Annotated in this window: 21 protein-coding genes; 11 read left to right on the forward strand and 10 right to left on the reverse strand. The window is 70.2% G+C overall.

All coding sequences use genetic code 11. The features are described from left to right. Nucleotides 1-53 precede the first annotated feature (53 nt). Genes ACQPYZ_RS26435 through ACQPYZ_RS26445 form a run of 3 tightly spaced genes read left to right on the forward strand, consistent with a single transcriptional unit; the run spans nucleotide 54 to nucleotide 3,087 of the window. Complete coding sequence (locus ACQPYZ_RS26435; RefSeq protein ID WP_433160825.1) at nucleotides 54-1,379, forward strand: L-fuconate dehydratase; 1,326 nt, start codon at nucleotides 54-56, stop codon at nucleotides 1,377-1,379. Next, nucleotides 1,376-2,128 (forward strand): SDR family NAD(P)-dependent oxidoreductase, encoded by a 753-nt coding sequence (locus tag ACQPYZ_RS26440; RefSeq protein WP_433160826.1) that lies wholly within the window; start codon nucleotides 1,376-1,378, stop codon nucleotides 2,126-2,128. Before ACQPYZ_RS26435 ends, ACQPYZ_RS26440 begins: the two co-directional genes overlap by 4 nt. Then, a complete protein-coding gene (locus ACQPYZ_RS26445; protein ID WP_433160828.1) occupies nucleotides 2,125-3,087 on the forward strand; it encodes an aldo/keto reductase in 963 nt (320 codons plus the stop codon). Before ACQPYZ_RS26440 ends, ACQPYZ_RS26445 begins: the two co-directional genes overlap by 4 nt. 527 nt (nucleotides 3,088-3,614) lie before the next feature. Here ACQPYZ_RS26445 and ACQPYZ_RS26450 read toward each other — a convergent pair. From ACQPYZ_RS26450 to ACQPYZ_RS26465, 4 genes are all read right to left on the reverse strand, one after another. After that, on the reverse strand, nucleotides 3,615-5,696 hold the full coding sequence (locus ACQPYZ_RS26450) for a copper-translocating P-type ATPase (RefSeq protein WP_433160830.1): 2,082 nt from the start codon (nucleotides 5,694-5,696) through the stop codon (nucleotides 3,615-3,617). A gap of 121 nt (nucleotides 5,697-5,817) precedes the next feature. Then, on the reverse strand, nucleotides 5,818-6,072 hold the full coding sequence (locus ACQPYZ_RS26455) for a VOC family protein (RefSeq protein ID WP_433160831.1): 255 nt from the start codon (nucleotides 6,070-6,072) through the stop codon (nucleotides 5,818-5,820). A 277-nt stretch (nucleotides 6,073-6,349) separates the two neighbouring features. Next, nucleotides 6,350-7,930 (reverse strand): ABC-F family ATP-binding cassette domain-containing protein, encoded by a 1,581-nt coding sequence (locus tag ACQPYZ_RS26460; RefSeq protein WP_433160833.1) that lies wholly within the window; start codon nucleotides 7,928-7,930, stop codon nucleotides 6,350-6,352. Nucleotides 7,931-8,137: 207 nt separating this feature from the next. Next, a complete protein-coding gene (locus ACQPYZ_RS26465; protein WP_132326041.1) occupies nucleotides 8,138-8,809 on the reverse strand; it encodes a FadR/GntR family transcriptional regulator in 672 nt (223 codons plus the stop codon). Nucleotides 8,810-9,255: 446 nt separating this feature from the next. Here ACQPYZ_RS26465 and ACQPYZ_RS26470 point away from each other — a divergent pair, with 446 nt between their 5' ends. The 3 genes from ACQPYZ_RS26470 to ACQPYZ_RS26480 are packed head-to-tail and all read left to right on the forward strand — an operon-like array spanning nucleotide 9,256 to nucleotide 13,999. After that, a complete protein-coding gene (locus tag ACQPYZ_RS26470; protein WP_433160834.1) occupies nucleotides 9,256-13,092 on the forward strand; it encodes a multifunctional oxoglutarate decarboxylase/oxoglutarate dehydrogenase thiamine pyrophosphate-binding subunit/dihydrolipoyllysine-residue succinyltransferase subunit in 3,837 nt (1,278 codons plus the stop codon). A gap of 1 nt (nucleotide 13,093) precedes the next feature. Then, nucleotides 13,094-13,270: a DUF6104 family protein gene (locus ACQPYZ_RS26475; protein ID WP_433160835.1), complete on the forward strand. Its 177-nt coding sequence runs from the start codon at nucleotides 13,094-13,096 to the stop codon at nucleotides 13,268-13,270. A gap of 9 nt (nucleotides 13,271-13,279) precedes the next feature. Further along, entirely contained in the window at nucleotides 13,280-13,999 is a 720-nt protein-coding gene (locus tag ACQPYZ_RS26480; RefSeq protein ID WP_433160837.1) for an AAA family ATPase, read from the forward strand. Here ACQPYZ_RS26480 and ACQPYZ_RS26485 read toward each other — a convergent pair. Next, nucleotides 13,996-14,352, reverse strand: a complete 357-nt coding sequence (locus tag ACQPYZ_RS26485; RefSeq protein ID WP_433160839.1) for an ArsR/SmtB family transcription factor — start codon at nucleotides 14,350-14,352, stop codon at nucleotides 13,996-13,998. The two genes, ACQPYZ_RS26480 and ACQPYZ_RS26485, sit on opposite strands and share 4 nt — an antisense overlap. 114 nt (nucleotides 14,353-14,466) lie before the next feature. Between ACQPYZ_RS26485 and ACQPYZ_RS26490 the strand changes: the two genes are divergently transcribed. Continuing rightward, a complete protein-coding gene (locus tag ACQPYZ_RS26490; protein WP_433160841.1) occupies nucleotides 14,467-15,702 on the forward strand; it encodes a sodium:proton exchanger in 1,236 nt (411 codons plus the stop codon). A 14-nt stretch (nucleotides 15,703-15,716) separates the two neighbouring features. Here ACQPYZ_RS26490 and ACQPYZ_RS26495 read toward each other — a convergent pair whose 3' ends face one another. The 4 genes from ACQPYZ_RS26495 to ACQPYZ_RS26510 all read right to left on the reverse strand — a co-directional run bounded on the left by ACQPYZ_RS26495 (nucleotide 15,717) and on the right by ACQPYZ_RS26510 (nucleotide 18,016). After that, entirely contained in the window at nucleotides 15,717-16,016 is a 300-nt protein-coding gene (locus ACQPYZ_RS26495) for a WhiB family transcriptional regulator (protein WP_433160843.1), read from the reverse strand. Nucleotides 16,017-16,162: 146 nt separating this feature from the next. After that, the gene (locus tag ACQPYZ_RS26500) at nucleotides 16,163-16,666 is read right to left on the reverse strand and encodes an N-acetyltransferase family protein (RefSeq protein ID WP_433160845.1); all 504 of its coding nucleotides are present in this window, start codon (nucleotides 16,664-16,666) and stop codon (nucleotides 16,163-16,165) included. Further along, entirely contained in the window at nucleotides 16,666-17,634 is a 969-nt protein-coding gene (locus tag ACQPYZ_RS26505) for a zinc-binding dehydrogenase (RefSeq protein ID WP_433160847.1), read from the reverse strand. Before ACQPYZ_RS26505 ends, ACQPYZ_RS26500 begins: the two co-directional genes overlap by 1 nt. A gap of 22 nt (nucleotides 17,635-17,656) precedes the next feature. Then, a complete protein-coding gene (locus tag ACQPYZ_RS26510; RefSeq protein WP_433169765.1) occupies nucleotides 17,657-18,016 on the reverse strand; it encodes a MerR family transcriptional regulator in 360 nt (119 codons plus the stop codon). 98 nt (nucleotides 18,017-18,114) lie between these two features. On the opposite strand from ACQPYZ_RS26510, the gene ACQPYZ_RS26515 reads away from it, so the two are divergent. After that, nucleotides 18,115-19,437 (forward strand): hypothetical protein, encoded by a 1,323-nt coding sequence (locus ACQPYZ_RS26515; RefSeq protein ID WP_433160849.1) that lies wholly within the window; start codon nucleotides 18,115-18,117, stop codon nucleotides 19,435-19,437. On the opposite strand, the gene ACQPYZ_RS26520 is transcribed toward ACQPYZ_RS26515, so the two are convergent. Further along, nucleotides 19,438-20,652, reverse strand: a complete 1,215-nt coding sequence (locus ACQPYZ_RS26520; RefSeq protein ID WP_433160850.1) for an NAD(P)-dependent malic enzyme — start codon at nucleotides 20,650-20,652, stop codon at nucleotides 19,438-19,440. 314 nt (nucleotides 20,653-20,966) lie between these two features. On the opposite strand from ACQPYZ_RS26520, the gene ACQPYZ_RS26525 reads away from it, so the two are divergent. Genes ACQPYZ_RS26525 through ACQPYZ_RS26535 form a run of 3 tightly spaced genes read left to right on the forward strand, consistent with a single transcriptional unit; the run spans nucleotide 20,967 to nucleotide 23,400 of the window. Then, entirely contained in the window at nucleotides 20,967-21,821 is an 855-nt protein-coding gene (locus ACQPYZ_RS26525; protein WP_433160852.1) for an ABC transporter substrate-binding protein, read from the forward strand. Next, entirely contained in the window at nucleotides 21,818-22,645 is an 828-nt protein-coding gene (locus ACQPYZ_RS26530; RefSeq protein ID WP_433160854.1) for an amino acid ABC transporter permease, read from the forward strand. The genes ACQPYZ_RS26525 and ACQPYZ_RS26530 overlap by 4 nt, the downstream gene beginning before the upstream one ends. Next, on the forward strand, nucleotides 22,645-23,400 hold the full coding sequence (locus ACQPYZ_RS26535) for an amino acid ABC transporter ATP-binding protein (protein WP_433160856.1): 756 nt from the start codon (nucleotides 22,645-22,647) through the stop codon (nucleotides 23,398-23,400). The genes ACQPYZ_RS26530 and ACQPYZ_RS26535 overlap by 1 nt, the downstream gene beginning before the upstream one ends. Nucleotides 23,401-23,447 lie beyond the last annotated feature (47 nt).

A 23,447-nucleotide genomic window follows, 5' to 3' on the forward strand; every position in this document is an offset into this window, starting at 1 on the left:
TATCCTATAGGATTCACCGCGTCAGACCGCCCACAGCAGCAGATCGGGTCCTCATGCCACGCTTCACCGAGCTAGAGACGTACGACGTCCGGTTCCCCACGTCGCTGGACCTGGACGGCTCCGACGCCATGAACACCGACCCGGACTACTCCGCGGCGTACCTGATCGTGCGGACCGACGCGGACGACGGGCTGGAGGGGCACGGCTTCGCGTTCACCATCGGCCGGGGGAACGACGTCCAGACCGCGGCGATCGAGGCGCTCCGCGACCACGTCGTCGGGCTCGACGTGGACGCGACCCTCAAGGACCTCGGCGGCTTCTGGCGGTCGCTGGTGCACGACTCGCAACTGCGCTGGCTCGGCCCGGAGAAGGGTGTCATGCACATGGCGATCGGCGCGGTCGTCAACGCGGTCTGGGATCTGGCCGCCAAGCGGGCCGGCGTGCCGCTGTGGAAGCTGCTCTCCGATCTCTCCCCGGAGCAGATCGTCGACCTGGTCGACTTCCGCTACCTGACCGACGCACTCACCCCGGACGAGGCGCTGGAGATCCTGCGCGCCGCCGAGCCGGGGCGGGCCGCTCGCGAGGCCCTACTGCGGGACCGCGGCTATCCGGCGTACACGACCACCCCCGGCTGGCTCGGGTACGACGACGCCAAACTCGTCCGGCTCTGCCACCAGGCCGTGGCCGAGGGGTTCACGCAAATCAAGCTCAAGGTCGGGGCGAACCTGGACGACGACATCCGCCGGATGCGGCTCGCCCGCGAGGCGGTCGGCCCGGACGTCCGGATCGCCATCGACGCCAACCAGCGCTGGGACGTGGCCGACGCGATCCCGTGGGTCCAGGCGCTGGCGCCGTACGACGTCTGGTGGGTCGAGGAGCCGACCAGTCCGGACGACGTCCTCGGGCACGCGGCGATCGCGGCCGGCATCGCGCCGATCCGGGTCGCCACCGGCGAACACGTGCAGAACCGGGTCGTCTTCAAGCAGTTCCTGCAGGCCGAGGCGTTGACGGTGCTGCAACTCGACTCCGCCCGCGTGGCCGGGGTGAACGAGAACATCGCGATCCTGCTGCTGGCGGCGAAGTTCGGCGTACCGGTGTGCCCGCACGCCGGCGGGGTCGGGCTGTGCGAGCTCGTCCAGCACCTGTCGATGTTCGACTTCGTCGCGGTCAGCGGGTCGGTCGACGACCGCGTGATCGAGTACGTCGACCACCTGCACGAGCACTTCCTGGACCCGGTGGTGATCAAGGACGGTCACTACGTCACGCCGCTGCGGCCCGGGTTCGGGGCGGAGATGGATGCCGAGACGCTGTCCGGCTACCGGTACCCGGGTGGCAAGATCTGGACGGACCTCACTAGTTCGAAGGAGAGCGGCACGTGACCGACTTCGCCGGCCTGAAGGCCGTAGTCACCGGAGGTGCGTCCGGGATCGGCCTCGCCGCCGCCACGCAACTGGCGGCCCGTGGTGCGCAGGTGGTCGTGTTCGACCTGAAGCCCGACGTCGCCGAGCCGCTGACCGGGATCGCCGCGGACGTGACCGACGACAGCTCCGTCCGGGACGCGGTCGCCGCGGCCGCGCTCCAGCTCGGCGGCGTCGACATCGTGGTGAACAACGCCGGCATCGGCGCGCAGGGCACGGTCGCGGCCAACTCCGACGAGGAGTGGCATCGGGTGCTCGACGTGAACGTCGTCGGGATCGCCCGGGTGACGCGGGCCGCGCTGCCGTACCTGCGCAAGTCGACGGCCGCGGCCGTCGTGAACACGTGCTCGATCGCGGCCGTCGCCGGCCTGCCGAACCGGGCGCTCTACTCGGCGTCCAAGGGCGCCGTCCTCGCGTTGACCATGGCGATGGCCGCCGACCACGTCCGCGAGGGCATCCGGGTCAACTGCGTGAACCCCGGTACGGCGGACACGCCCTGGGTCGGCCGCCTCCTCGACGTGGCCGACGACCCCGCGGCCGAGCGGGCAGCCCTGGAAGCGCGTCAGCCGATGGGCCGGCTCGTCACCGCCGACGAGGTCGCCGCGGCGATCGCGTACCTGGCCAGCCCACTGTCCGGCTCGACCACGGGTACGGCGCTCGCGGTCGACGGCGGCATGCAGAACCTGCGGCTCCCGGCGGCCCGCTCGTGAAACTCTTCCCCGACGACCAGCGGGTCGGGCTCGGCGGCGCACCGATCGGCAACCTGCTCGGCGAGGTCAGCGACGCCGAGGCCGTCGCCACGGTGAACGCTGCCTGGGACGAGGGCTGGCGGTACTTCGACACCGCCCCGCACTACGGCCTCGGCCTGGCCGAGGAACGGCTCGGACGCGGCCTCGACGGCAAGCCGCGGGACGAGTACGTGCTGTCGAGCAAGGTCGGCCGGATCATCTACACGGCGGACACGCCGTCCCCGGACGACGAGGGCTTCGACCTCAGCACGACCCGGCGGAGGCGGTGGGACTTCTCCCGGGACGGCGTACTGCGGAGCATCGAGGACTCGCTGCGCCGGATCGGCACCGACCGGCTCGACGTGGTGTTCGTCCACGACCCCGACGACCACTACGAGGAGGCGGTCGCGACCGCCTTCCCGACCCTGATCGAGCTGCGCGACCAGGGCGCCATCGGGGCGATCGGGTCGGGGATGAACCAGTCGGAGATGCTCACCCGGTTCGTCCGTGAGGTCGACATCGACGTGATCATGCTGGCCGGCCGGTACACGCTGATCGACCCCGACGGGCTGGACGACGTCCTCCCGGCCTGTCTGGAGAACGACGTCCAGGTGGTTGCCGTAGGCATCTTCAACTCCGGCCTGCTGTCCCAGCCGCGGCCCGCGCCCGGAGCGACCTTCAACTACGCGCCGGCCGATCAGGCGCTCGTCGACAAGGCGAACAAGCTCGCCGACGTCTGCGAGGCCCACGGCGTCACGCTTCCCGCGGCGGCCCTCGCGTTCCCGCTCGCCCACCCGGCCGTCGCCGGCATCGCCGTCGGCTGCCGCACCCCCGCCGAGGTCCACACCAACGCGACCCTCACCCGCACCGCCGTACCCCCAGCCCTCTGGACCGACCTCAAGTCCGCCGGCCTCCTCCGCGAGGACGCACCCGCGCCGTAGACGTCGTCGGGTTGAGACACCGACTGGTGGGCTGAGACACGTTATTCCTTGCCCGCGCCCACCAGATCCTGTCCCAGCCCCCGCTTCGGCAACAGTCCGTACTGCGTCGCCCGACTAGAGCGTTCCCGGACTTCGTCCGCCAGACCGTGGACTGCGGGGCGCCGCTCCCCATCGACTACCTCGAGGAGGCCTACGGTCAGCCTCGGACGGCACTGGCCGGTGCGGCGGATCCGAAGGTGCGCGCCGCGGTCGCGCAAGCCTGGTCCGACCGGCCGGTCGCGGTGCAGCTGAAGTTCCTCGCCGACCCGGATCGCTGGTCCGTGCGGTCGCCACCGAGTGCGCGCAACCGGGGGTTCCGCCGCAGTGGATGGACCGTTGCCTTGCGGACCCAGCCACACGAGTCAACGTCGCGCGCTACGTCCCGCTCACGATGGACCAGTTCGCACAGTTGTTGCGAACCCAGGACGAAGACGTCTATGAAGCTGTCGCCTGTAACCCACACCTGTCCGCGGACATGGTCGTCCGGCTCAGGTGGCAAGGGTGGCTGGGTCCAGGGTCAGGCGGCGGAGGAGTTGGGCGTTGAGGGCTACGACGATGGTGGAGACGGACATCAGGACGGCGCCGACGGCCGGGGAGACGAGGATGCCCGCGAAGGCGAGTACGCCGGCGGCCAGGGGGACGGTGATCACGTTGTAGCCGGTGGCCCAGGCGAGGTTCTGCCACATCTTGCGGTAGCTGGCCCGGGAGAGCTCGATCACCGAGAGGACGGCGCGCGGGTCGTCGGCGGCGAGGACCACGCCGGCGGACTCGATGGCGACGTCGGTGCCGGCGCCGATCGCGATGCCGACCTCGGCGCGGGCGAGGGCCGGTGCGTCGTTGACGCCGTCGCCGACCATCGCGACCTTGAGACCACGGGACTGGAGCTCGGCGACCTTGGCGTCCTTGTCCTGCGGCAGCACCTCGGCGAACACCTCGTCGATCCCGAGCTCCGTCGCGACCGCCTCGGCGACCTGATGCGCGTCACCGGTGATCATCGCGACCTTCACCCCACGCCGGTGCAGCGCGTCCACAGCCTGCCTGGACTCCTCCCGGACCTCGTCCTCCAACGCGACCGCGCCGAGCACCTGCCCGTCACGCAGTACATGAAGAACGGCCGCGCCCCGCTCCTTCCATGCGGCGACCTCGGCCGCGAGCTCGTCCGGCTCGGGTACGCCGTTCTCCCGCAGCAAAGCCGGTCCACCGACGGAAAGCTCGCTGCCACCCACCGCAGCCTGAACACCTCGCCCGGTGAGCGACCGGAAGTCCGACGCGGTCACTCCGCTCCGACCCCCGGCCGGAACGCGGTCGGCGTGCGCCCGGACGATCGCCTTTGCCAACGGATGCTCGCTGTCCGCCTCGACCGCGGCCGCCAGCTCCAGCAACTCGTGCTCGGTCACCGAACCGGTGCCCGCGACCCCGGTGACGACCGGCCGGCCCTTGGTCAGTGTGCCGGTCTTGTCGAACAGGACGACGTCGATCGTCCGCATCCGCTCCAGCGCGAGCCGGTCCTTCACCAGGACCCCGGCCTTGGCGGCGCGCTCGGTGGAGATCGCGATCACCAGCGGGATGGCCAGGCCGAGGGCGTGCGGGCAGGCGATCACCAGCACCGTGACGGTCCGGGTGACGGCCTCGTCGAGCTCGCCCAGCAGAGTCCAGACCAGGAAGGTGATCACGCCCGCGACCGACGCGAAGTAGAACAGGAACGCCGCCGCCCGGTCGGCCAGCGCCTGCGCCCGGGACGAGGACGCCTGCGCCTGCGCGACCAGCCGCTGGATCCCGGCGAGAGCGGTGTTCTCGCCGACCGCGGTGATCTCGATCCGCAGCGCGTTGTCGGTGGCAACGGTCCCGGCGACGACGGGATCCCCCACGGCCCGCGCGACCGGCCGGGACTCCCCCGTGATCATCGACTCGTCGACCTCTGCCTGACCGTCGACCACCCGCCCGTCGGCCGGCACACGACCACCCGAGCGGACGAGTACCACGTCGCCCTCGCGCAGCTCCGCCAGCGACACCTCGACCACACCGTCGTCGGTGACCTTCTCGGCCGAGTCGGGCAGCAACGCGGCCAGGGCGTCGAGTGCACCCGAGGCGGCGCCGAGCGCCCGCATCTCCAGCCAGTGCCCGAGCAGCATGATCACGATCAGCAGCGCGAGCTCCCACCAGAAGTCCAGGTCGAACCCGCCGAGGTCCAGCGTCGTCACCCAGGAGGCGACGAACGCGACCGTGATCGCCATCGAGATCAGCAGCATCATTCCGGGCCGGCGGGACCGCAGTTCGCCCCAGCCGCCGGTCAGGAACGGCTGCCCGCCGTACAGGAAGATCACCGTGCCGAGCACGGGCGCGATCAGGTTCGAGCCGCCGAACTCGGGCGGCATGTACCCGAGCAGGTCGGCGAACATCTCGCTGAAGAACACCACCGGCACCGCCAGCCCCAGGCTGATCCAGAACCGGTCCTTGAACTGCGCCGCGTGATCCCCATGCGCGGCGTGCCCGGCGTGACCGGCATACCCGTGGTCCACGTCATGGCCGGCATGCTGCCCGTGGCTGTCGTGCTTGTGCTGCTCGTCCATACCGCGCAAGATACCCCCGAGGGGTATTCCTCGACAAGCCGCGCCACCGAAACCGCCCCGCCATCCAGGACGGATGACGGGGCAGTCGCGCAGGACAGGCAGTCGGCGGCGTGCGGGCGTGCTACTCCAGGCGCCCCGTCCTCGACACGAACTGGCTGGCGGTGAACGTCGCACCCTGCGGATCGGCGATGACGGTGATCCGGATCGTGTACGTGTCCGTGGACCAGGGGGCGTCGAACGGCGGGACGAGCACCCGGCCGCCCAGCTCGACGGCCTTCGCGGCCGTGGCGTCGGGATCGGCGGAGGCGAACGTCACGCCCCAGTGTGGCGGCGTGCCGGACTGGTCGCCGGCGATCGGAATGACGCTGCCGACCACGTTCTCGAACCCCTCCGGGGCGCCGGCCGCCTGGCCACGGCGTCGTCGGCGCTGTCGATCCAGAAGTACGTCGTCCAGATCGCCATCGACGGCGCGTCCGCGGGGACCGATCGGATGGCGGCGACATCGCCGACCCGCAGGGCACCCGACATGTCGAAAATCGAGGAACTCGCCGCCTGACCTCGCGCGACGAAATACCTGCAGGCCTCCGAGCCCGGCGGCATGATGTCCTCGAACTCCCACCCGAACAGACCGCCGTGTGCGCCGGCTCCGCGCGTCAGAGCGGGTCGATGTCGGTGAGGGTCTGCGGGGTGAGCTCCACCCACCGGGTGATGCCGATGTCGCGGAGGAAGGGGAGGTCGTGACTGGCTATCACCAGAGCACCGCTGTACGACGACAGGGCGTCCTTCAACTGGGCGACGCTGGCGAGGTCGAGGTTGTTCGTCGGCTCGTCCAGCATGAGCAACTGCGGCGGGGGCTCAGCCAGTAGTAGGGCCGCCAGGGTTGCGCGGAAGCGCTCGCCGCCGGACAGCGTGCTGACCAGCTGATCCGCCGCCCGCCCGCGGAACAGGAACCGGGCCAGCCGCGACCGGCGGTCCTGGTTCTCCGTGCTCGGCGCCAGCAGGGCTAGGTTGTCGACGATCGACAGGTCGTCCTGCAGCAGGTCCAGCCGCTGCGGCAGCAGCCGGTACGGCACCAGCGGCGACTCGCTCGCGACGATCGACTCGAGCAGCGTGGTCTTGCCGGCACCGTTCGGGCCGGTGAGCGCGATCCGCTCCGGTCCCCGGATCTCCAGGTCGACGTGCGCGCCGGTCCGCAGGACGTGGTCCTCGAGGCGCAGCACGATCCGCCCGGCCGGCACGGCGGTCTTCGGCAGGTCGACCCGGATCGTGTCGTCGTCGTGCACCAGCGACTCCGCCTCGGCGAGCGCCTCCTGCGCCGACTCGAGCCGCTCGGTCTGCATGCCGAGGTGCTTGCCGGCCGACACCTGCGCCGACCGTTTGAGCCCGCCCGCGATGATCTTCGGGATCCCGCCCTGCTCGGCCGCCTTCTGGCCCCGGGCCCGGCGCTGGTCCATCTTCATCCGCGCCTCGATCAGGTCGCGCTTCTGCTTCCGGACGTCTGCTTCGGCCGACCGGACCATCCGCTCGGCCGCCTCCTGCTCGACCGCGACGGCCTCCTCGTACGCGGTCAGGTTGCCGCCGTACCAGGTGAGCTCGCCCTTGCGCAGGTCGCCGATCTGGTCCACCCGGTCGAGCAGCTCGCGGTCGTGGCTGACGATCAGCAGCGCACCGCGGAACTGGTCGACGGCGTCGTACAGGTGCCGCCGAGCGCGCAGGTCGAGGTTGTTGGTCGGCTCGTCGAGCAGCAGTACGTCGGGACGCCGCAGCAGCTCGGCGGCCAGCCCGAGCAGGATCGTCTCGCCGCCGGACAGCTCGCCGACACTGCGGTCGAGCCCGATCGACCCGAGACCGAGCTTGCCGAGCAGCGCCTCGGCGCGCTCCTCGACGTCCCACTCGTCACCGATGACGGCAAAGTTCTCCTCCGACGCGTCACCCGACTCGATCGCGGTGATCGCGCGGCGGACGGCGTCGATGCCGAGCGCCTGGTCGACGCGCAGCGTGGTGTCGAGGGTCAGGTCCTGCGGGAGGTAGCCGAGCTCGCCGCTGACGCGGATCGCACCGCGCTGCGGGGTCAGCCGGCCGGCGATCAGCCGGAGCAGCGTCGACTTGCCGGCGCCGTTGCGGCCGACGAGCCCGGACCGCACGGGTCCGGCGACGAAGCTGAGGCCGTCGAACAGGACGTCGCCGTCCGGCCAGGCGAAGAAGAGGTCCGTACAGGACAGGGAATGACTCATGTGCGTGTACTCCAGGAAGAGGTCTCGGACGAGAACGCGCACCGCGACGGGTGGCGATCACCGGCTGAAGAAAAGACCTCGGAGTTACAACGCAGACCCCTGACCTCGGGAATGGGACGCGTCCCAGCGTAGGCGCCCCGCTTCACCAGTTCAACTATTTATCCATGGTGCTTGCGCCCGGCAACTATCACCGCCTGGGCGGCGCCGCTACGGCGCCTTGCGCAGCCAGGTTTCGACGCCGGCGATGTGGGCGGTCATCCAGGCCCGGGCGGCCTCCGCGTCGCCGATCTCGATCGCGTCCAGGATCGCGGCGTGCTCCGACAGGGTCCGCTCGACCGCGCCGGCCTGGGTGACACCGCGCCAGATCCGGGCCCGCTGGGTCGCGCCGGAGATGCCGTCGAGCAGCGAGCAGACCACCTGGTTCCCGGTCGCCTCGGCGATCGCGCGGTGGAACCGCAGGTCGTTCGCCACCAGCTCCTCCACCGGCGCGTCCGGGGTCAGGTCGCTGCACAGCAGCCGTAGCTCGGTCAGCTGCTCCTTGCTGATCCGTACGGCGGCCAGGGCGGCCACCCCGGGCTCGAGCAGCCGCCGTACCTCGAAGAACTGCAGGACGGAGTCGTCCCGGTGCAGGTCGACCATGAAGTTCAGCGCGTCGAGCAGATGGGCGGAGTCGAGACTGGTGACGTAGGTGCCGTCGCCGTGGCGGACGTCGAGCACGTTCACCAGCGTCAGCGCCTTGACCGCCTCCCGCAGCGAGTTCCGTGACAGGCCGAGCCGGGCCGCGAGGTCGGCCTCCTTCGGCAGTCGATCCCCCGGACCCAGCTCCCCCGAGGTGATCATCCCTTTGATCTTGACGATCGCCTCATCCGTCAACGCCATCACGTCAGTATGCCGCCTCCCGGCTCAGGTGAGCCCAGTAGCAGGCGACTGGACTGATCCACAGCGTGAGCTTCGCCACACTTCGAGCGGCGACCGACCGCGAGCGGAGCGCTGCGCACAGTGGCCGTCCGCGCTGGATCGGTGCACCCAGAGTGACTGTGGACGGCGCCGGAATCCCACCTCTGTAAGGCGTCCCGGGCTCCGGCCGGGAACCGGTTCGCGAGCTCACGTCGCCGGGGGCGGTCTGTGAGCTGAAACACCTGCCAGCACAGTGTTTCAGGGCTCGATCGATCCAGTCGGCAGGGCCTGACCACTCGACGCACTGGTCCGGTGGTCCCGGGCTGTGGAAGTGGTCCGGGTGCTATTAGCCTTGCTCTGGGGACGCCCCCATAACATCAGCATTAACCACCGCGGTACCGGACCGATCGGAAGAGGCGAACTGCCCAGTGGCCACCGAGCCATCAGACACAAATCCACTAGCAGCCTTCGGTGCGAACGAATGGCTGGTCGACGAGCTGTACGAGAAGTACCTGCAGGACCCCAAGTCAGTGGATCCGGCGTGGCTCGACTTCTTTAAGGACTACACCCCAGGTGACGCGAAGCCGGTGACCAAGACCCCGGCCGACGCTCCCCGGCCCGACGCGGTGTCGGAGAACAAGACCCCCGAGGCGCCGAACCGCGGCACGACCGCGTCCACGCCCTCCTCGAGCGAGCCCGCGGCCGCGGCGGCCGCGGCCGCTCCCGCCGCCGCGGCTCCGGCCCCGGCGGCCGCCGCCCCGCCGGCCGCTGCGCAGGCCGCCGTACCGAAGGACCAACCCGCAGCGAAAGCGGCGCCGGCTGCCACCAGCGCCACCCCGACCGGAGGCACGGTGAACCAGCCCCCCGCCGCCCAGCCGAAGCCCGCGCCGACGACCAGCGCGGACGCCGAGCGGCAGATCCTGCGCGGCGCGCCCGCGCGGACGGCGCAGAACATGGAGACCAGCCTCCAGGTCCCCACCGCGACCAGCGTCCGGCAGGTGCCGGTCAAGCTGCTGATCGACAACCGCATCGTCATCAACAACCACCTGAAGCGCGCCCGCGGCGGCAAGGTCTCGTTCACCCACCTGATCGGCTGGGCGCTGGTGAAGGCGCTCAAGACGCTACCGGAGATGAACGCGTCGTACGCCGAGACCGACGGCAAGCCGACCCTGGTCCAGCCGGCCCACATCAACCTGGGCCTGGCCATCGACATGCAGAAGCCGGACGGTACCCGGCAGCTGCTGGTGCCGTCGATCAAGGCCGCCGAGACGATGACGTTCGCCGAGTTCTGGATGGCCTACGAGGACATCGTCCGGCGGGCCCGGGACAACAAGCTCGCGCTGCCGGACTTCCAAGGCACGACGATCAGCCTGACCAACCCCGGCACGATCGGCACGCAGCACTCGGTGCCGCGGCTGATGACCGGTCAGGGCTGCATCATCGGCGTCGGCGCGATGGAGTACCCGCCGGAGTACCAGGGCGCCGCCGACGAGACGATGGCCAAGCTCGCGGTCAGCAAGGTGATGACGCTGACCTCGACGTACGACCACCGGATCATCCAGGGCGCCCAGTCGGGTGAGTTCCTCCGCCGGCTGCACCAGCTGCTGCTCGGCCAGGAGGGTTTCTACGACGAGATCTTCCAGTCGCTGCGGATCCCGTACGAGCCGATCCGCTGGGCCGCCGACCTCCCGCACAGCCACGAGGAGGACATCAGCAAGCAGGCCCGGATCCTCGAGCTGATCCACGCGTTCCGGGTGCGCGGCCACATCATGGCCGACACCGACCCGCTGGAGTACAAGCAGCGCAGCCACCCGGACCTGGACGTGGCCACCCACGGCCTGACCCTGTGGGACCTGGACCGCGAGTTCGCCACCGGCTCGTTCGGCGGCGCGGACCGCAAGTTCATGAAGCTGCGGGAGATCCTCGGCATCCTGCGCGACTCGTACTGCCGGACCACCGGCATCGAGTACATGCACATCCAGGACCCCGAGCAGCGCAAGTGGATCCAGGAGCGGGTCGAGCGGCCGCACACCAAGCCGCCGCGCGAGGAGCAGCTGCGGATCCTGGCCAAGCTGAACGAGGCCGAGGCGTTCGAGACCTTCCTGCAGACCAAGTACGTCGGCCAGAAGCGGTTCTCGCTGGAGGGTGGCGAGACCACCATCCCGCTGCTCGACGAGCTCTGCGAGGAGGCGGCCGGGGCCGGCCTGGACGAGGTCGTCATCGGGATGGCCCACCGCGGCCGGCTGAACGTGCTGGCCAACATCGTCGGCAAGTCGTACGGCCAGATCTTCCGCGAGTTCGACGGCAACATCGACCCGCGGACCGTGCAGGGCTCCGGCGACGTCAAGTACCACCTGGGCGCCGAGGGCGAGTTCGTCTCCGAGTTCGGCGACAAGATCAAGGTGTCGGTGGCGGCAAACCCGTCCCACCTGGAGACCGTCGACCCGGTGCTCGAGGGCATCGTCCGGGCCAAGCAGGACATCCTGGACCGCGGCTCCGCGTTCCCGGTGCTGCCGGTGCTCGTGCACGGTGACGCGGCGTTCGCCGGCCAGGGCGTGGTCGCCGAGACGCTGAACCTGTCGCAGTTGCGCGGCTACCGCACCGGCGGCACGATCCACGTGATCGTGAACAACCAGGTCGGCTTCACCACCTCCCCGGCCTCGTCCCGCTCGTCGATGTACAGCACCGACGTCGCCCGGATGGTGCAGGCGCCGATCTTCCACGTGAACGGCGACGACCCCGAGGCCTGTGTCCGGGTCGCCGACCTGGCCTTCGAGTACCGGCAGGCGTTCAACAAGGACGTCGTCATCGACCTGGTCTGCTACCGCCGCCGCGGTCACAACGAGGGTGACGACCCGAGCTTCACCCAGCCGCTGATGTACGACCTGATCGAGCAGAAGCGGTCGGTCCGCAAGCTCTACACCGAGGCCCTGATCGGCCGTGGCGACATCACGGTCGAAGAGGCCGAGCAGGCGATGCGGGACTTCCAGCAGCGGCTGGAGCGGGTGTTCACCGAGGTCCGTGAGGCGAAGAGCCAGCCGGACACGCCGGCGCCGTACGTCACTGTCCCGGTCTACCCGGACAAGCCGGAGGGCCCGGACGCGACCGCGACCACGCCCGAGGTGCTGAAGAAGATCGCCGACGCGTACACCACGCTGCCGGAGGGCTTCACCGTGCACCCGAAGGTGCTGCCGCAGATGCAGCGCCGGGCGGCCGCGATCACCCAGGGCCCGATCGACTGGGCCAGCGCGGAGATCACCGCGTTCGGCTCGCTGCTGCTGGCCGGGCGTCCGGTCCGGCTGGCCGGCCAGGACAGCCGCCGGGGCACCTTCGTGCAGCGGTTCGCGGCGATCATCGACCGGGTCAACGGGCAGGACTGGGTGCCGTTGCAGCACCTGGACGAGGAGCAGGCGAACTTCCACGTCTACGACTCGCTGCTGAGCGAGTACGCCGCGCTCGGCTTCGAGTACGGGTACTCCGTGGCCCGGCCGGACGCGCTGACGCTGTGGGAGGCGCAGTTCGGCGACTTCGTCAACGGCGCGCAGTCGATCATCGACGAGTACATCTCGTCCGGTGAGGCGAAGTGGGGCCAGAAGTCCGGGGTCGTGCTGCTGCTGCCGCACGGCTACGAGGGCCAGGGCCCGGACCACTCCTCGGCCCGGATCGAGCGCTTCCTCCAGCTCTGCGCGGAGAACGCGATGACGGTGGCGCAGCCGTCGACGCCGGCGTCGTACTTCCACCTGCTCCGCCGGCACACGCTCGGCGAGGAGCACAACCCGATGATCGTCTTCACGCCGAAGCAGCTGCTGCGGCGCAAGGAGGCGGTGTCGCAGCCGGAGGAGCTCACCCACGGCACGTTCCGGCCGGTGATCGGCGACGTCGCGGCCGAGGAGGCCGCGGCCGGGATCGAGCGGGTCATCCTGGCGTCCGGGCGGATCGTGTACGACCTGCTGGCCGAGCGGAAGAAGGCCGAGCCGGACAAGCTCAGCACCGCGATCGTCCGGGTCGAGCAGCTCTACCCGCTGGCGGCCGAGGAGATCGCCGCCGAGCTCGCGAAGTACCCGAACGCGACCGAGGTCCGCTGGGTCCAGGACGAGCCCGCGAACCAGGGCCCGTGGCCGTTCATGGCGCTGAACCTGACCGAGCACCTCGGCGGCAAGCCGTTCTACCGGGTCTCCCGGCCGGCCATGTCGGCGCCGTCGGTCGGCGCGCACGGCGTGCACGTCGCCGAGCAGCAGACGCTGCTGAAGCAGGCGTTCAGCTGACGTGTACTTCACCGACCGAGGGATCGAGGAGCTCGAGGGCCGGCGGGGCGAGGAGGACGTCTCGCTGGCCTGGGTGGCCGAGCGGCTGCGTGAGTTCGTCGACCTGAACCCCGAGTTCGAGACCCCGATCGAGCGGTTCGCCACCTGGCTCGCCCGCCTCGACGACGAGGACGAATAGACTCGGCGGATGCCCTTCGCCACGCACCCCGTACGCCGGGTTGCCGCGGCGGAGGGCGTTCGTCCGTCCGGCACCTGGCCGCACACGATCCCGGCCGTTCGCCAACTGCTCACCGACGGGCTGGACCTCGAGCCCGGCGTGACGTTCCTGGTCGGTGAGAACGGCACCGGCAAGTCCACCCTGGTCGAGGCGATCGCCGTGGCCTTCGGCCTCTCTCCCGAAGGCGGCTCCACCGGCGCGCGGCTGACCACCCGCGCGACCGAGTCACCGCTGGCCGACGACCTGCTGCTCACCCGCGGCGCCGGCGCCAAGCGCGCCGGCTTCTTCCTGCGCGCCGAGACCATGCACGGCTTCTACACCTACCTGGAGCAGAACCCGGGCGCCCGCCCGGAGCCGGTCTTCCACGAGATGAGCCACGGCGAGAGCTTCCTGACCCTCATCAACGACCGCTTCACCCGGCCCGGCTTCTACTGCCTGGACGAGCCCGAGTCCGCGCTGTCGTTCTCCAGCAGCCTGGCCGTGGTCGGCGTACTCAATCGGCTGGCCGAGTCCGGCTCGCAGGTCCTCTGCGCGACCCACTCCCCCGTCATCGCCGCTCTGCCCGGCGCGACGATCCTCGAGGTCGGCGAGTGGGGCATCCGTACGACGACCTGGGACGACCTGCAACTGGTCGCGAACTGGAAGGCGTACCTGCAGGGGCCGGAGAGGTACCTGCGGCACGTCCTCTAGTCCGTGTGCGGAGGTCTGGTCCGGCGGGGTGGGTCGGGGGCGAGGGAGCCGTCGGGGGCGATGTGCTCGAAGATCTGGTCGACCAGGTTGAGGACGTGCGGGTCGTCGACGGTGTAGATGTGCCGCCGGCCCTCGCGCCGGGCGGTGATGATGCCGGCCAGCCTGAGCTTGCCGAGGTGCTGGCTGGCGGTCGCGATGCTCACGCCCGCGCGCTCCGCGAGCGTGCCGACGTCGTACTCGCCCTGGGCCGCCAGCGAGACCAGGTGCAGCCGCACCGGGGCGGACAGCATCGCGAAGGTGCCGGCGGCGGATTCCAGCTGGGCCTTCGTCGGTTCGGGCGTCGGTGTCGTCATCGCGCAGTCATTGTGACCGGTGGACCGGCCAGGCGGCAGCGCGGCAGGCCGGGGTGACGACGCTCTCATACTTTCGCAATTGCGAAAGTATCAAAACGATGGCACGCTGGAGATATGGTTCGAGCCCTGCGCCCGGTGCTGCTGTCGCTCGTGGCGGCGATCCCGGCCGTCGCCTTGCGGCTCACCGGCACGCACCCGCCGGCGCTCGCGTCGATCCTGCTCTTCGGCGCCGCCGTCGTGGCCGCGTCGTTCGTGCTGGCCTGGGCGGCGGAGGCGGCCGAGGTGGACATCTCCGGCGGCCTGGCGATCGCACTGCTCGCGGTCATCGCCGTCCTCCCGGAGTACGCGGTGGACCTGTACTTCGCGCACACCGCCGGCAGCAACCCGGAGTACGTCCAGTACGCGGCCGCCAACATGACCGGGTCGAACCGGTTGCTCCTCGGCCTCGGCTGGTCGAGCGTCGTCCTGATCAGCCTGTACGTCGCCTCGCGCCGCAGCCGGCGGACGGTCAGGGCCCTGGTGCTCGACTCCGGCTACCGCCGCGAGCTCGGGTTCCTCGCGATCGCCGCGGTGGTCGCCTTCGTCATCCCGGTGACCGGCGAGATCCACCTGGTGCTCGGGATCCTGCTGCTCGCGTTCTTCGCCTACTACCTCTACCGCGCGGCGGCGTCGGAGCACACCGACGAGCCGGACCTGATCGGCCCGGCCGCGACCATCGGCGGACTGCCGACGGTGCAGCGGCGGATCACCGTGATCGGCATGTTCCTGGTCTCGGCCGGCGTGATCCTGGCGGCCGCGGAGCCGTTCGCGGACTCCCTGGTCGAGGGCGGTCATGCGCTGGGGATCGACCAGTTCCTGCTGGTGCAGTGGCTCGCGCCGCTCGCGTCGGAGTCGCCGGAGTTCATCGTCGCGCTGCTGTTCGCCTGGCGCGGCAAGGGTGGCGCCGCGCTCGGTCTGCTGATCTCGGCCAAGGTGAACCAGTGGACGCTGCTGATCGGCAGCCTGCCGGTCGCTTATCTGCTCGGCGGCGGCCGGCCCGCGCTGGACCTGGACGCGCGGCAGGTCGAGGAGTTCCTGCTCACCGCGACGCAGACGCTGCTCGGTCTCGCCGTGCTGCTGAGCCTCCGCTTCCCCCGGTGGGCGGCCTGGACGCTCCTGGGGCTGTTCGCGATCCAGTTCGCCGTACCGGGACAGACCGGGCGGTACGTGCTGTGCGGGATCTACCTCGTGCTCGCGGTGGTCGCGATGGTCCGCAACCGGGAACACCTGCTGCCGACGATCACCTCGCCGTTCCGGCGGACCCCGAAGCCCGCCGACGCGGAGCGCGCCGACGAGCTCGTCGGGGTCTGACGGCTGTTTCCGCCTCAGCTCGCCTGCTGGGCTTCTTCGACGACGACCGGACGGCGGCGCTCCTGCGGGCCGGGACGGCCCCGGCGGCGGCCGGACAGAAACTTCTCGCCGGCCGCGGTCCCGGTGAACTTGGTCCGGCGGGCCCACTCCCGGCACTCCTCGATCACCGGGCAGGCCGTCAGACAGACCGCCTGGGCCTTGCGCTGCTCCCACTGGCTGGCGGTCTCGTCGTACGCCGGTGCCTGGCCGACGCACGCCGCCTTCGTCATCCAGCGGTCGGCGGGGTCGGCGATCACCGTCAAGATCGGCCTCATGGGCTCTCCTGGTCGCTCGTCGATCGGGCGGATCGAAACCGCGGGGGTTTCCCGCGGTAGGACCAAGACTGAGCCCCTTCGATTGCCCCGGTGAGACGCTGGTGTTTCCGGCGTGCAACGTGACCCGGCACAGCAGTGCCGTGGCACTACCGGCGGACCAGGCGGATCTCCATCAGGCCGAAGTACGGGTCGTGCTTGCGGGCGCCGTCGGCGACGAAGCCGTTGCGGCGATAGAAGGTCAGCGCGCGCAGGTTGTCCTCGAACACCCACAGACTGGCCTGGTCTTTGCCAATGGCAACCTCCAGCAACCGGCGGCCGAGCCCACTCCCCCACTGCGCTTGCCGGGTGTAGATCGCCTCCAGTTCGAGCGTCACCGGAGCGTCCTCGTCGCGTCCTGAGCCGGCTGCCGAGAAGCCGATCACCTGATCCTCGACAGCGGCTGCCGGGTCAGGGTTGAGCGCGATCCAGCGCTTCCGGCCCTCCTCGAGGTTCGTCACCCAGCGCTCGGTCCGGCGGTCGATGTCGCTCGTTCCCTCGAGCAGACGATCCGCCGGCACGAGGTCGGCGTACGCCTCCCGCCAGCAGAGCAGGTGACACCAGGCGGCGGCCTCGGCGTCCTCGACGGTGGCGGGGCGGATCTCGGGAAGCATCAGACCGTGAAGACGACTTTCCCGAACAGGTCGCCCTCGTTCATCTTGGCGAACCCCTTCCGGGCGTCGGCCAGCGGCAGCACCGAGTCGATGTGCGGCGAGAGGCCGGCGTTGGCCATGAACTGCACGAGCTCGGCCAGCTCGGTCCGAGTCCCCATGGTCGAGCCCTGCACCCGCAACTGGAGGAAGAAGATCCGGTTCAGCTCGGCCGACTTGGGCGCCTGGCCGCTGGTCGCGCCGGAGATGACCACTGTGCCGCCCTGTTTCAGTGACTTCAGCGAGTGCGACCAGGTCGCCTGACCGACGGTCTCCATCACCGCGTCGACCCGCTCCGGCAGCCGCGCTCCGGACTCGAACACGTCGTGCGCGCCGATCTCAAGCGCCTTCGCGCGCTTCGCGTCGTCCCGGCTGGTCGCCCAGACCCGGATCCCGGCCGCCCGTGCCAGCGTGATCAGCGCGGTCGCCACGCCGCCGCCGGCGCCCTGCACCAGCACGGTGTCGCCGGGCTTCAGACCGGACTGCGTGAACAGCATCCGGTACGCCGTCAGCCACGCGGTCGGCAGGCACGCGGCCTGCTCGAAGCTCAGCCCGGCCGGCTTCGGCACGACGTTGTGCGCCGGTACGGCGACCTTCTCGGCCAGCGTCCCCTGGTAGCGCTCGCTCAGCAGCGACCGCTTCGGGTCGAGCGTCTCGTCCCCCTTCCACCCCGGGTCGGAGATGACCGCGTGCACGACGACCTCGTTGCCGTCCGGGTCGATCCCGGCGGCGTCGCAACCGAGGATCATCGGCAGACTCTGCTCGGCCAGGCCGACGCCCTTCAGCGACCACAGGTCGTGGTGGTTGAGCGCGGTCGCCCGGACGTCGATCGTCACCCAGCCGTCGGGCACGGTGGGGTCGGGACGCTCGCCCACCTCCAGGGCGGCGATCGGGTCGTCGGCGTCGAACCTGGCGGCGTAGGCAGCAAGCATGCGTACCACCTTAGGACCTGGTCTACGCGGAATCAGTTACCGAATTCACGATCGGCGTCGACAGGACGCCGTCCAGCAACTGCCGGGACTCCTCGAGCGCCCTGATCGACGCGCTGATCCGGTCGCGTTCGTGCTGCAGCTTGTCGATCAGCACCGGGCAGGTCGGCTCGAGCTTCTCGGTCACGCACGGCAGCACCTGTGCGATCGTCGACGTCGACAGGCCGGCCGCCAGCAACGTCCGGATCCGCCCGACCAGGTCGACGTCGCTCGCGGCGTACTCCCGGTACCCGCTCGGCAGCCGCTCCGGCTTCAGCAGCCCCTGGTCCTCGTAGTACCGCAGCAGCCGCTCACTGACCCCCGTCCGGGCCACCATCTCCCGCATACGCACGCCCTGACTCCTCACTCCGACATCCGTGTCAGAGTTTAGCCCGCGCCGTCTCCGGCAATAACGGACTTGACCGAAATTCTCCAGGAGGACCGATGCTCCGCGCACTGCTGGCCGTCACCCTGCTGATCGGACCGGCCACCCCCTCCCCTGCCGCCCAGGCCACGCAAGTGACCGGGGCGTACCTGCAGATCACCGCCGAGGGCGTAGCCACCGGGCGCGGTTTTGAGGGCGCCTCGCACGCCCACGCCGCGCTGGCAGCCATGTACGACGTGACCGGTGACCCGCAGCAACGCCGAACCGCCGACGAGCTTCTCGACTACCTCCTGCAGCGGAGGCCGGGTCACATGAGCACGGACCTCGCCCTGCAAGTCCTTCGGAGCCCTTATCTGCAAGGCGATTCACGGCTGACCACCAATCTCGAGACCTATGTGACCTCGGTGCTCGACCTGTACGCCGCGCAGCCGGACACCGTTCTCCGCACGGGCGACATCCGCACCCTGACCGGGCGGGCCGAGCTGTTGGTCAACTACGCCGAGCACCTCGAGCGACGGTCCGGCGACCCCGCCCGGATCCAGGCCGCCGACACCGCGGCCCAGGCGATGCTCGACCGGGTCGCGGCCCTGCAGTACACCCGCTCCGAAGCGGTCGCGGCCTTCGACAACGACCGGTACGTCGGCGCCTTCCCGCACTTCGTCACCGGCGACGACGGCAGCATGGGCAGCTGGGACGTCGAGCACTGGGCCCCCGCCATGCTGTCCCTCGACCAGTACGCCGCGGTCCGCGCACTCGCCACCGGCTTCGGCCGGTTCCATGTCGCCACCTACAACAACGCCGCCGCGTCCGGGACCCGGCACCTCCTCGGTACGACGGAGATCGACCCCGGCCTGATCTACGCCGGCGCACCGGCCGGGTTTCCGCTCGACGGGGCGACGTACGAGATCGGCGAGGAGACCGGCGAACATCCCTACCTGATCACCTACGGCTGGTCGCCGAACGCGATCGCCCAACTGGGGACGGCGTTGAAGGCGGTCCGCGACAACCGGGTCAAGGTGCCGCACTCCTCCGCCTGGCTGGCGTCGTACTGGCGGGGCACTCCGCCGCGCAGCGTGCTCGCACCGGGCCTGTTCTGGCACGGGCTGGACGCGAAGGTCGCGTACACGCACCGCTCGATCGAGGCCACCCAGCTTCCGGTCCCCGCGGACTTCCCGTGGCTCGACCTGGACCGCACCACCTTCCCCGGGACCGGCGACGACGCCGTCCGCCGCGACGGTTGGTACGACGGCTCCGGCCGGGGCGCGATGTCCGCGGTCTACTCCCGCCTGGCGATGACCGGGTACGTCGAGTCCGGCGGCCGCGACCTGGACACGCTGGAGCGGGCCGGCCGGTGGTGGGAGCGCATGGTCGTCCGCGGTTGATCAGGCGCGGGCGACTCCCTCGGCGTGAGCAGCCTCCGCGACCGCGGCGGCGACCGCGGGCGCGACCCGGGCGTCGAACGGCGACGGGATGATGTAGTCCGGCCGCAGGTCGTCCGCGGAGATCAGGCCGGCCAGCGCGTCGGCCGCGGCGAGCTTCATCCCCTCGGTGATCCGGGACGCGTTCGCGTCGAAGGCGCCGCGGAAGATGCCCGGGAACGCGAGCACGTTGTTGATCTGGTTCGGGAAGTCGGAGCGGCCGGTCGCGACCACGGCGGCGTGCCGGTGCGCGATGTCCGGGTGCACCTCCGGGTTCGGGTTCGCCAGCGCGAAGATCATCGACCCGTCGGCCATCCGCGCGATCGCCTCTTCCGGCACCGTGCCGCCGGACACCCCGAGGAACACGTCGGCGCCGTCGAGCGCGTCCACCAGCCGGCCGGACAGCCCGCCGGTGTTGGTGTCCCGGGCCAGCGACAGCTTCACCGGGTTCAGGTCGGGGCGGTCCTCGTGCAGCACGCCCTTGCTGTCGACGACGGCCAGGTCGCCGACGCCGGCCTGCAGCAGGATCCGGGCACATGCGACCCCGGCCGCGCCGGCGCCGGAGATCACCACCCGGATGTCCTCGATCGACTTGCCGGTGACCCGCAGCGCGTTCCGCAGGGCGGCCAGGACGACGACCGCCGTACCGTGCTGGTCGTCGTGGAACACCGGGATGTCGAGCCGCTCCTTCAGCCGGCGCTCGATCTCGAAGCAGCGGGGTGCCGAGATGTCCTCGAGGTTGATCCCGCCGAACGTCGGCGCCAGCCGGACCACGGTCTCGACGAACTCGTCCACGGCGGTGCAGTCGAGCGCGATCGGCACCGAGTCGACCCCGCCGAACTCCTTGAACAGCAGGGCTTTGCCCTCCATCACCGGCAACGACGCGGCCGGCCCGATGTCGCCGAGGCCGAGGACGGCGGTGCCGTCGGTGACGACCGCGACCACGTTGGACTTCCAGGTGTAGCGCCGTACCAGGGCCGGGTCCTCGGCGATCGCCGTACAGACCCGGGCGACCCCGGGCGTGTAGGCCTTGGACAGGTCGGCGGCGTCGGTGACGTGGATCGACGACGTGACCTCGATCTTGCCGCCGCGGTGCAGCTCGAAGACGGGATCACCGGCGTACCGGTCGATCTCGGCAGCGGGGACGGCGGAAACGGACGGATGCGGCTGGGCGACCATGCGGGGACCCTTCGGAGAAACAGCGAGCAGGCGGTCGATTACAGTGAGTGGGCGGCTCGATCAGAGGGTGCGTCGAACCACGCCGCGGCCAGGGGGTCACCCGTCGCACCGAGTAAACCACACACCGCACTGGTCTGCTGTGTGCGGGTTCACACCTGACCCCCGGGGGATGCGGCGGAGCGGCAACAGGGTGACGATGAGGTCTCAGCCGCAGCCGGTAGCCGACACGCGCGTGGTTGCTGTGTCAGGATGCGGCATCCGGCCCGGTACCGACCGGTTCGGAGTACCAGTTCCAGTGTCGAGGAGTATCAGCGATGAACATCGTCTCCACCCTCCGCAAGAGTCGCGCCCGCACCGTCGTCGCCGCGGCCGCCGTGCTCGCGCTCACGCTCTCAGCCTGCGGCAGTGACGAGTCGGGCTCGGGCAGCAGCGGTGGAACCGAGGACAAGGCCGCCGCGGCCGGCATCACCCTGGTGAAGTCCGGCAAGCTGATGGTCTGCACCCACCTGCCGTACAAGCCGTTCCAGTACAAGGACGGCGCCGACGTGGTCGGCTTCGACGTGGATCTCCTCGACCTGGTCGCCAAGGATCTCGGCCTGGAGCAGGAAGTCGTCAACATCGAGTGGGCGCAGGTCACCTCCGGGGCCGCGTTCAAGGCGAAGAAGTGCGACATGGGCATGGGCGCGATGACGATCACGCCGGAGCGCCAGGCCGCGATCAGCATCACCGACCCGTACATGGACGCCACCCAGGTGCTGATGGTCAAGAAGGACTCCGGCATCAAGAGCCTCGCGGACCTGCGCGGCAAGAAGATCGGCGCCCAGGCGGACACCACCGGCAAGAAGTACGCCGACGACAACGCCAAGGCCAACGGCTACACGGTGATCCCGTTCAACGACCTCGCGATCCAGACCAACAACGTGAAGTCCGGCCGGGTCGATGCCGCGATCAACGACAACGGCGTGCTGTACGACTTCGTCAAGGCGAACCCGGACATGGAGATCGCGACCGAGTTCAACACCGGTGAGCAGTACGGCTTCGCCGCCCTCAAGGACGGCAGCGGCCCGAAGCTGGTGGAGAAGTTCAACGAGGTGCTGGCCAAGGCCAAGTCCGACGGCCAGTACAACGAGATCTACAAGAAGTGGTTCGGGGTTGAGCCGAAGAAGTGAGTGCGACCACCGAAACCGACACCGTTGAGCGGAAGGGGCTGAGCCCGCGGCAGCGGGCCCAGCGCTCCCGCTGGATCCAGTACGCGGTTCTCGTCGTCGTCGCCCTGGTCGCCGCCTTCAGCGCGGACTGGGGCCAGATCGGCAGCGTCTTCTTCAAGCCGGAGTTCATCGAGAGCGCGTTCCGCGACGGCCTGCTGACGGCGCTGCTGAAGACGATCGAGTACACCGCCGGCGCGTTCGTGATCGGCCTGATCGGCGGCACCGTGCTGGCGCTGATGAAGCTCAGCCAGGTGGCGCCGTACCGGTGGATCGCGACCGCGTACATCGAGTTCTTCCGCGGCCTGCCGGCGATCGTGGTGTTCATCGCGTTCAGCCTGCTGCCGCTGGCCTTCGAGGGCCTCACCATCCCGTGGGACCCGTACGGCGTGGTCTGGCTGGCGCTCGGGATCGTCGCCGCGGCGTACATGGCCGAGGTGATCCGGGCCGGCATCCAGGCGGTGCCGAAGGGACAGGTCGAGGCGGCCCGCTCGCTCGGCATGCCGGCCGGCCTGGCGACCCGGAAGATCGTGCTGCCGCAGGCGTTCCGGATCGTCCTGCCGCCGCTGACCAACGACCTGATCCTGCTGGTCAAGGACTCCTCGCTGGTGTTCATCATCGGCGTCGCCGCGGACGGGTACGAGCTGACCGGGTTCGGCCGCGACCTGGCCAACACCTACTCGAACCTGACCCCGCTGGTGACCGCGGGCTTCTGCTACCTGATCATCACCCTGCCGCTGGGCATCCTGGTCCGCAGGCTCGAGGCGAAGGCGGCGAGGGCACGCTGATGGCACTGGTCGAGATCAAGAACCTGCACAAGTCCTTCGGCAGCAACCACGTCCTGCGCGGGATCGACTTCACCGTCGACCAGGGCGAGGTGGTCTGCGTCATCGGCCCGTCCGGGTCGGGCAAGTCGACGCTGCTCCGCTGCGTCAATCTGCTCGAGCAGCCGCAGGAAGGACAGGTGTTCGTCCGCGGTGAGGACATCACCGACCCGGACTGCCATCTGGACGCCGCCCGGCAGCAGATCGGGATGGTGTTCCAGCAGTTCAACCTGTTCCCGCACCTGTCCGCGCTGGCCAACTGCACGGTCGCCCAGACCACCGTGCTGAAGCGCAAGCCGGCCGACGCCGACCGGATCGCCCGGGCCAACCTCGAGCGGGTCGGCCTGCACGACAAGATGACGGCGTTCCCGGCCCAGCTGTCCGGCGGGCAGCAGCAGCGGGTGGCGATCGCCCGGGCGCTGTCGATGGACCCGGCGCTGATGCTGTTCGACGAGCCGACGTCGGCGCTCGACCCCGAGCTGGTCGGCGACGTACTGACCGTGATGCGCAAGCTGGCGCTGGACGGGATGACGATGCTCGTGGTCACCCACGAGATGGCGTTCGCCCGCGAGGTGGCCGACCGGGTGGTGTTCATGGACGGCGGCGTGATCGTCGAGCAGGGCCCGCCGGCCGAGGTGATCGGCAACCCGTCGCACGAGCGCACCCGGACCTTCCTGCGCCGGGTCCTCGACCCGACGCACGTCGAGCCGACCGGCTGAGGTTCGCGCCGCGAAAGGCCCGGTCTTGTCCACAAGGCCGGGCCTTC

This window comes from Kribbella sp. CA-247076, from assembly GCF_050942445.1.
Classification (GTDB): Bacteria; Actinomycetota; Actinomycetes; order Propionibacteriales; family Kribbellaceae; genus Kribbella.

Excerpts from the sequence above, each read along its gene's own strand:
- ACQPYZ_RS26435 (WP_433160825.1), top strand. The coding sequence starts at position 54 with ATGCCACGCTTCACCGAGCTAGAGACGTACGACGTCCGGTTCCCCACG.
- ACQPYZ_RS26450 (WP_433160830.1), bottom strand. The coding sequence starts at position 5,696 with ATGGACGAGCAGCACAAGCACGACAGCCACGGGCAGCATGCCGGCCAT.
- ACQPYZ_RS26460 (WP_433160833.1), bottom strand. The coding sequence starts at position 7,930 with ATGAGTCATTCCCTGTCCTGTACGGACCTCTTCTTCGCCTGGCCGGAC.
- ACQPYZ_RS26465 (WP_132326041.1), bottom strand. The coding sequence starts at position 8,809 with ATGGCGTTGACGGATGAGGCGATCGTCAAGATCAAAGGGATGATCACC.
- ACQPYZ_RS26480 (WP_433160837.1), top strand. The coding sequence starts at position 13,280 with ATGCCCTTCGCCACGCACCCCGTACGCCGGGTTGCCGCGGCGGAGGGC.
- ACQPYZ_RS26485 (WP_433160839.1), bottom strand. The coding sequence starts at position 14,352 with ATGACGACACCGACGCCCGAACCGACGAAGGCCCAGCTGGAATCCGCC.
- ACQPYZ_RS26490 (WP_433160841.1), top strand. The coding sequence starts at position 14,467 with ATGGTTCGAGCCCTGCGCCCGGTGCTGCTGTCGCTCGTGGCGGCGATC.
- ACQPYZ_RS26495 (WP_433160843.1), bottom strand. The coding sequence starts at position 16,016 with ATGAGGCCGATCTTGACGGTGATCGCCGACCCCGCCGACCGCTGGATG.
- ACQPYZ_RS26500 (WP_433160845.1), bottom strand. The coding sequence starts at position 16,666 with ATGCTTCCCGAGATCCGCCCCGCCACCGTCGAGGACGCCGAGGCCGCC.
- ACQPYZ_RS26505 (WP_433160847.1), bottom strand. The coding sequence starts at position 17,634 with ATGCTTGCTGCCTACGCCGCCAGGTTCGACGCCGACGACCCGATCGCC.
- ACQPYZ_RS26510 (WP_433169765.1), bottom strand. The coding sequence starts at position 18,016 with ATGCGGGAGATGGTGGCCCGGACGGGGGTCAGTGAGCGGCTGCTGCGG.
- ACQPYZ_RS26515 (WP_433160849.1), top strand. The coding sequence starts at position 18,115 with ATGCTCCGCGCACTGCTGGCCGTCACCCTGCTGATCGGACCGGCCACC.
- ACQPYZ_RS26520 (WP_433160850.1), bottom strand. The coding sequence starts at position 20,652 with ATGGTCGCCCAGCCGCATCCGTCCGTTTCCGCCGTCCCCGCTGCCGAG.
- ACQPYZ_RS26525 (WP_433160852.1), top strand. The coding sequence starts at position 20,967 with ATGAACATCGTCTCCACCCTCCGCAAGAGTCGCGCCCGCACCGTCGTC.
- ACQPYZ_RS26535 (WP_433160856.1), top strand. The coding sequence starts at position 22,645 with ATGGCACTGGTCGAGATCAAGAACCTGCACAAGTCCTTCGGCAGCAAC.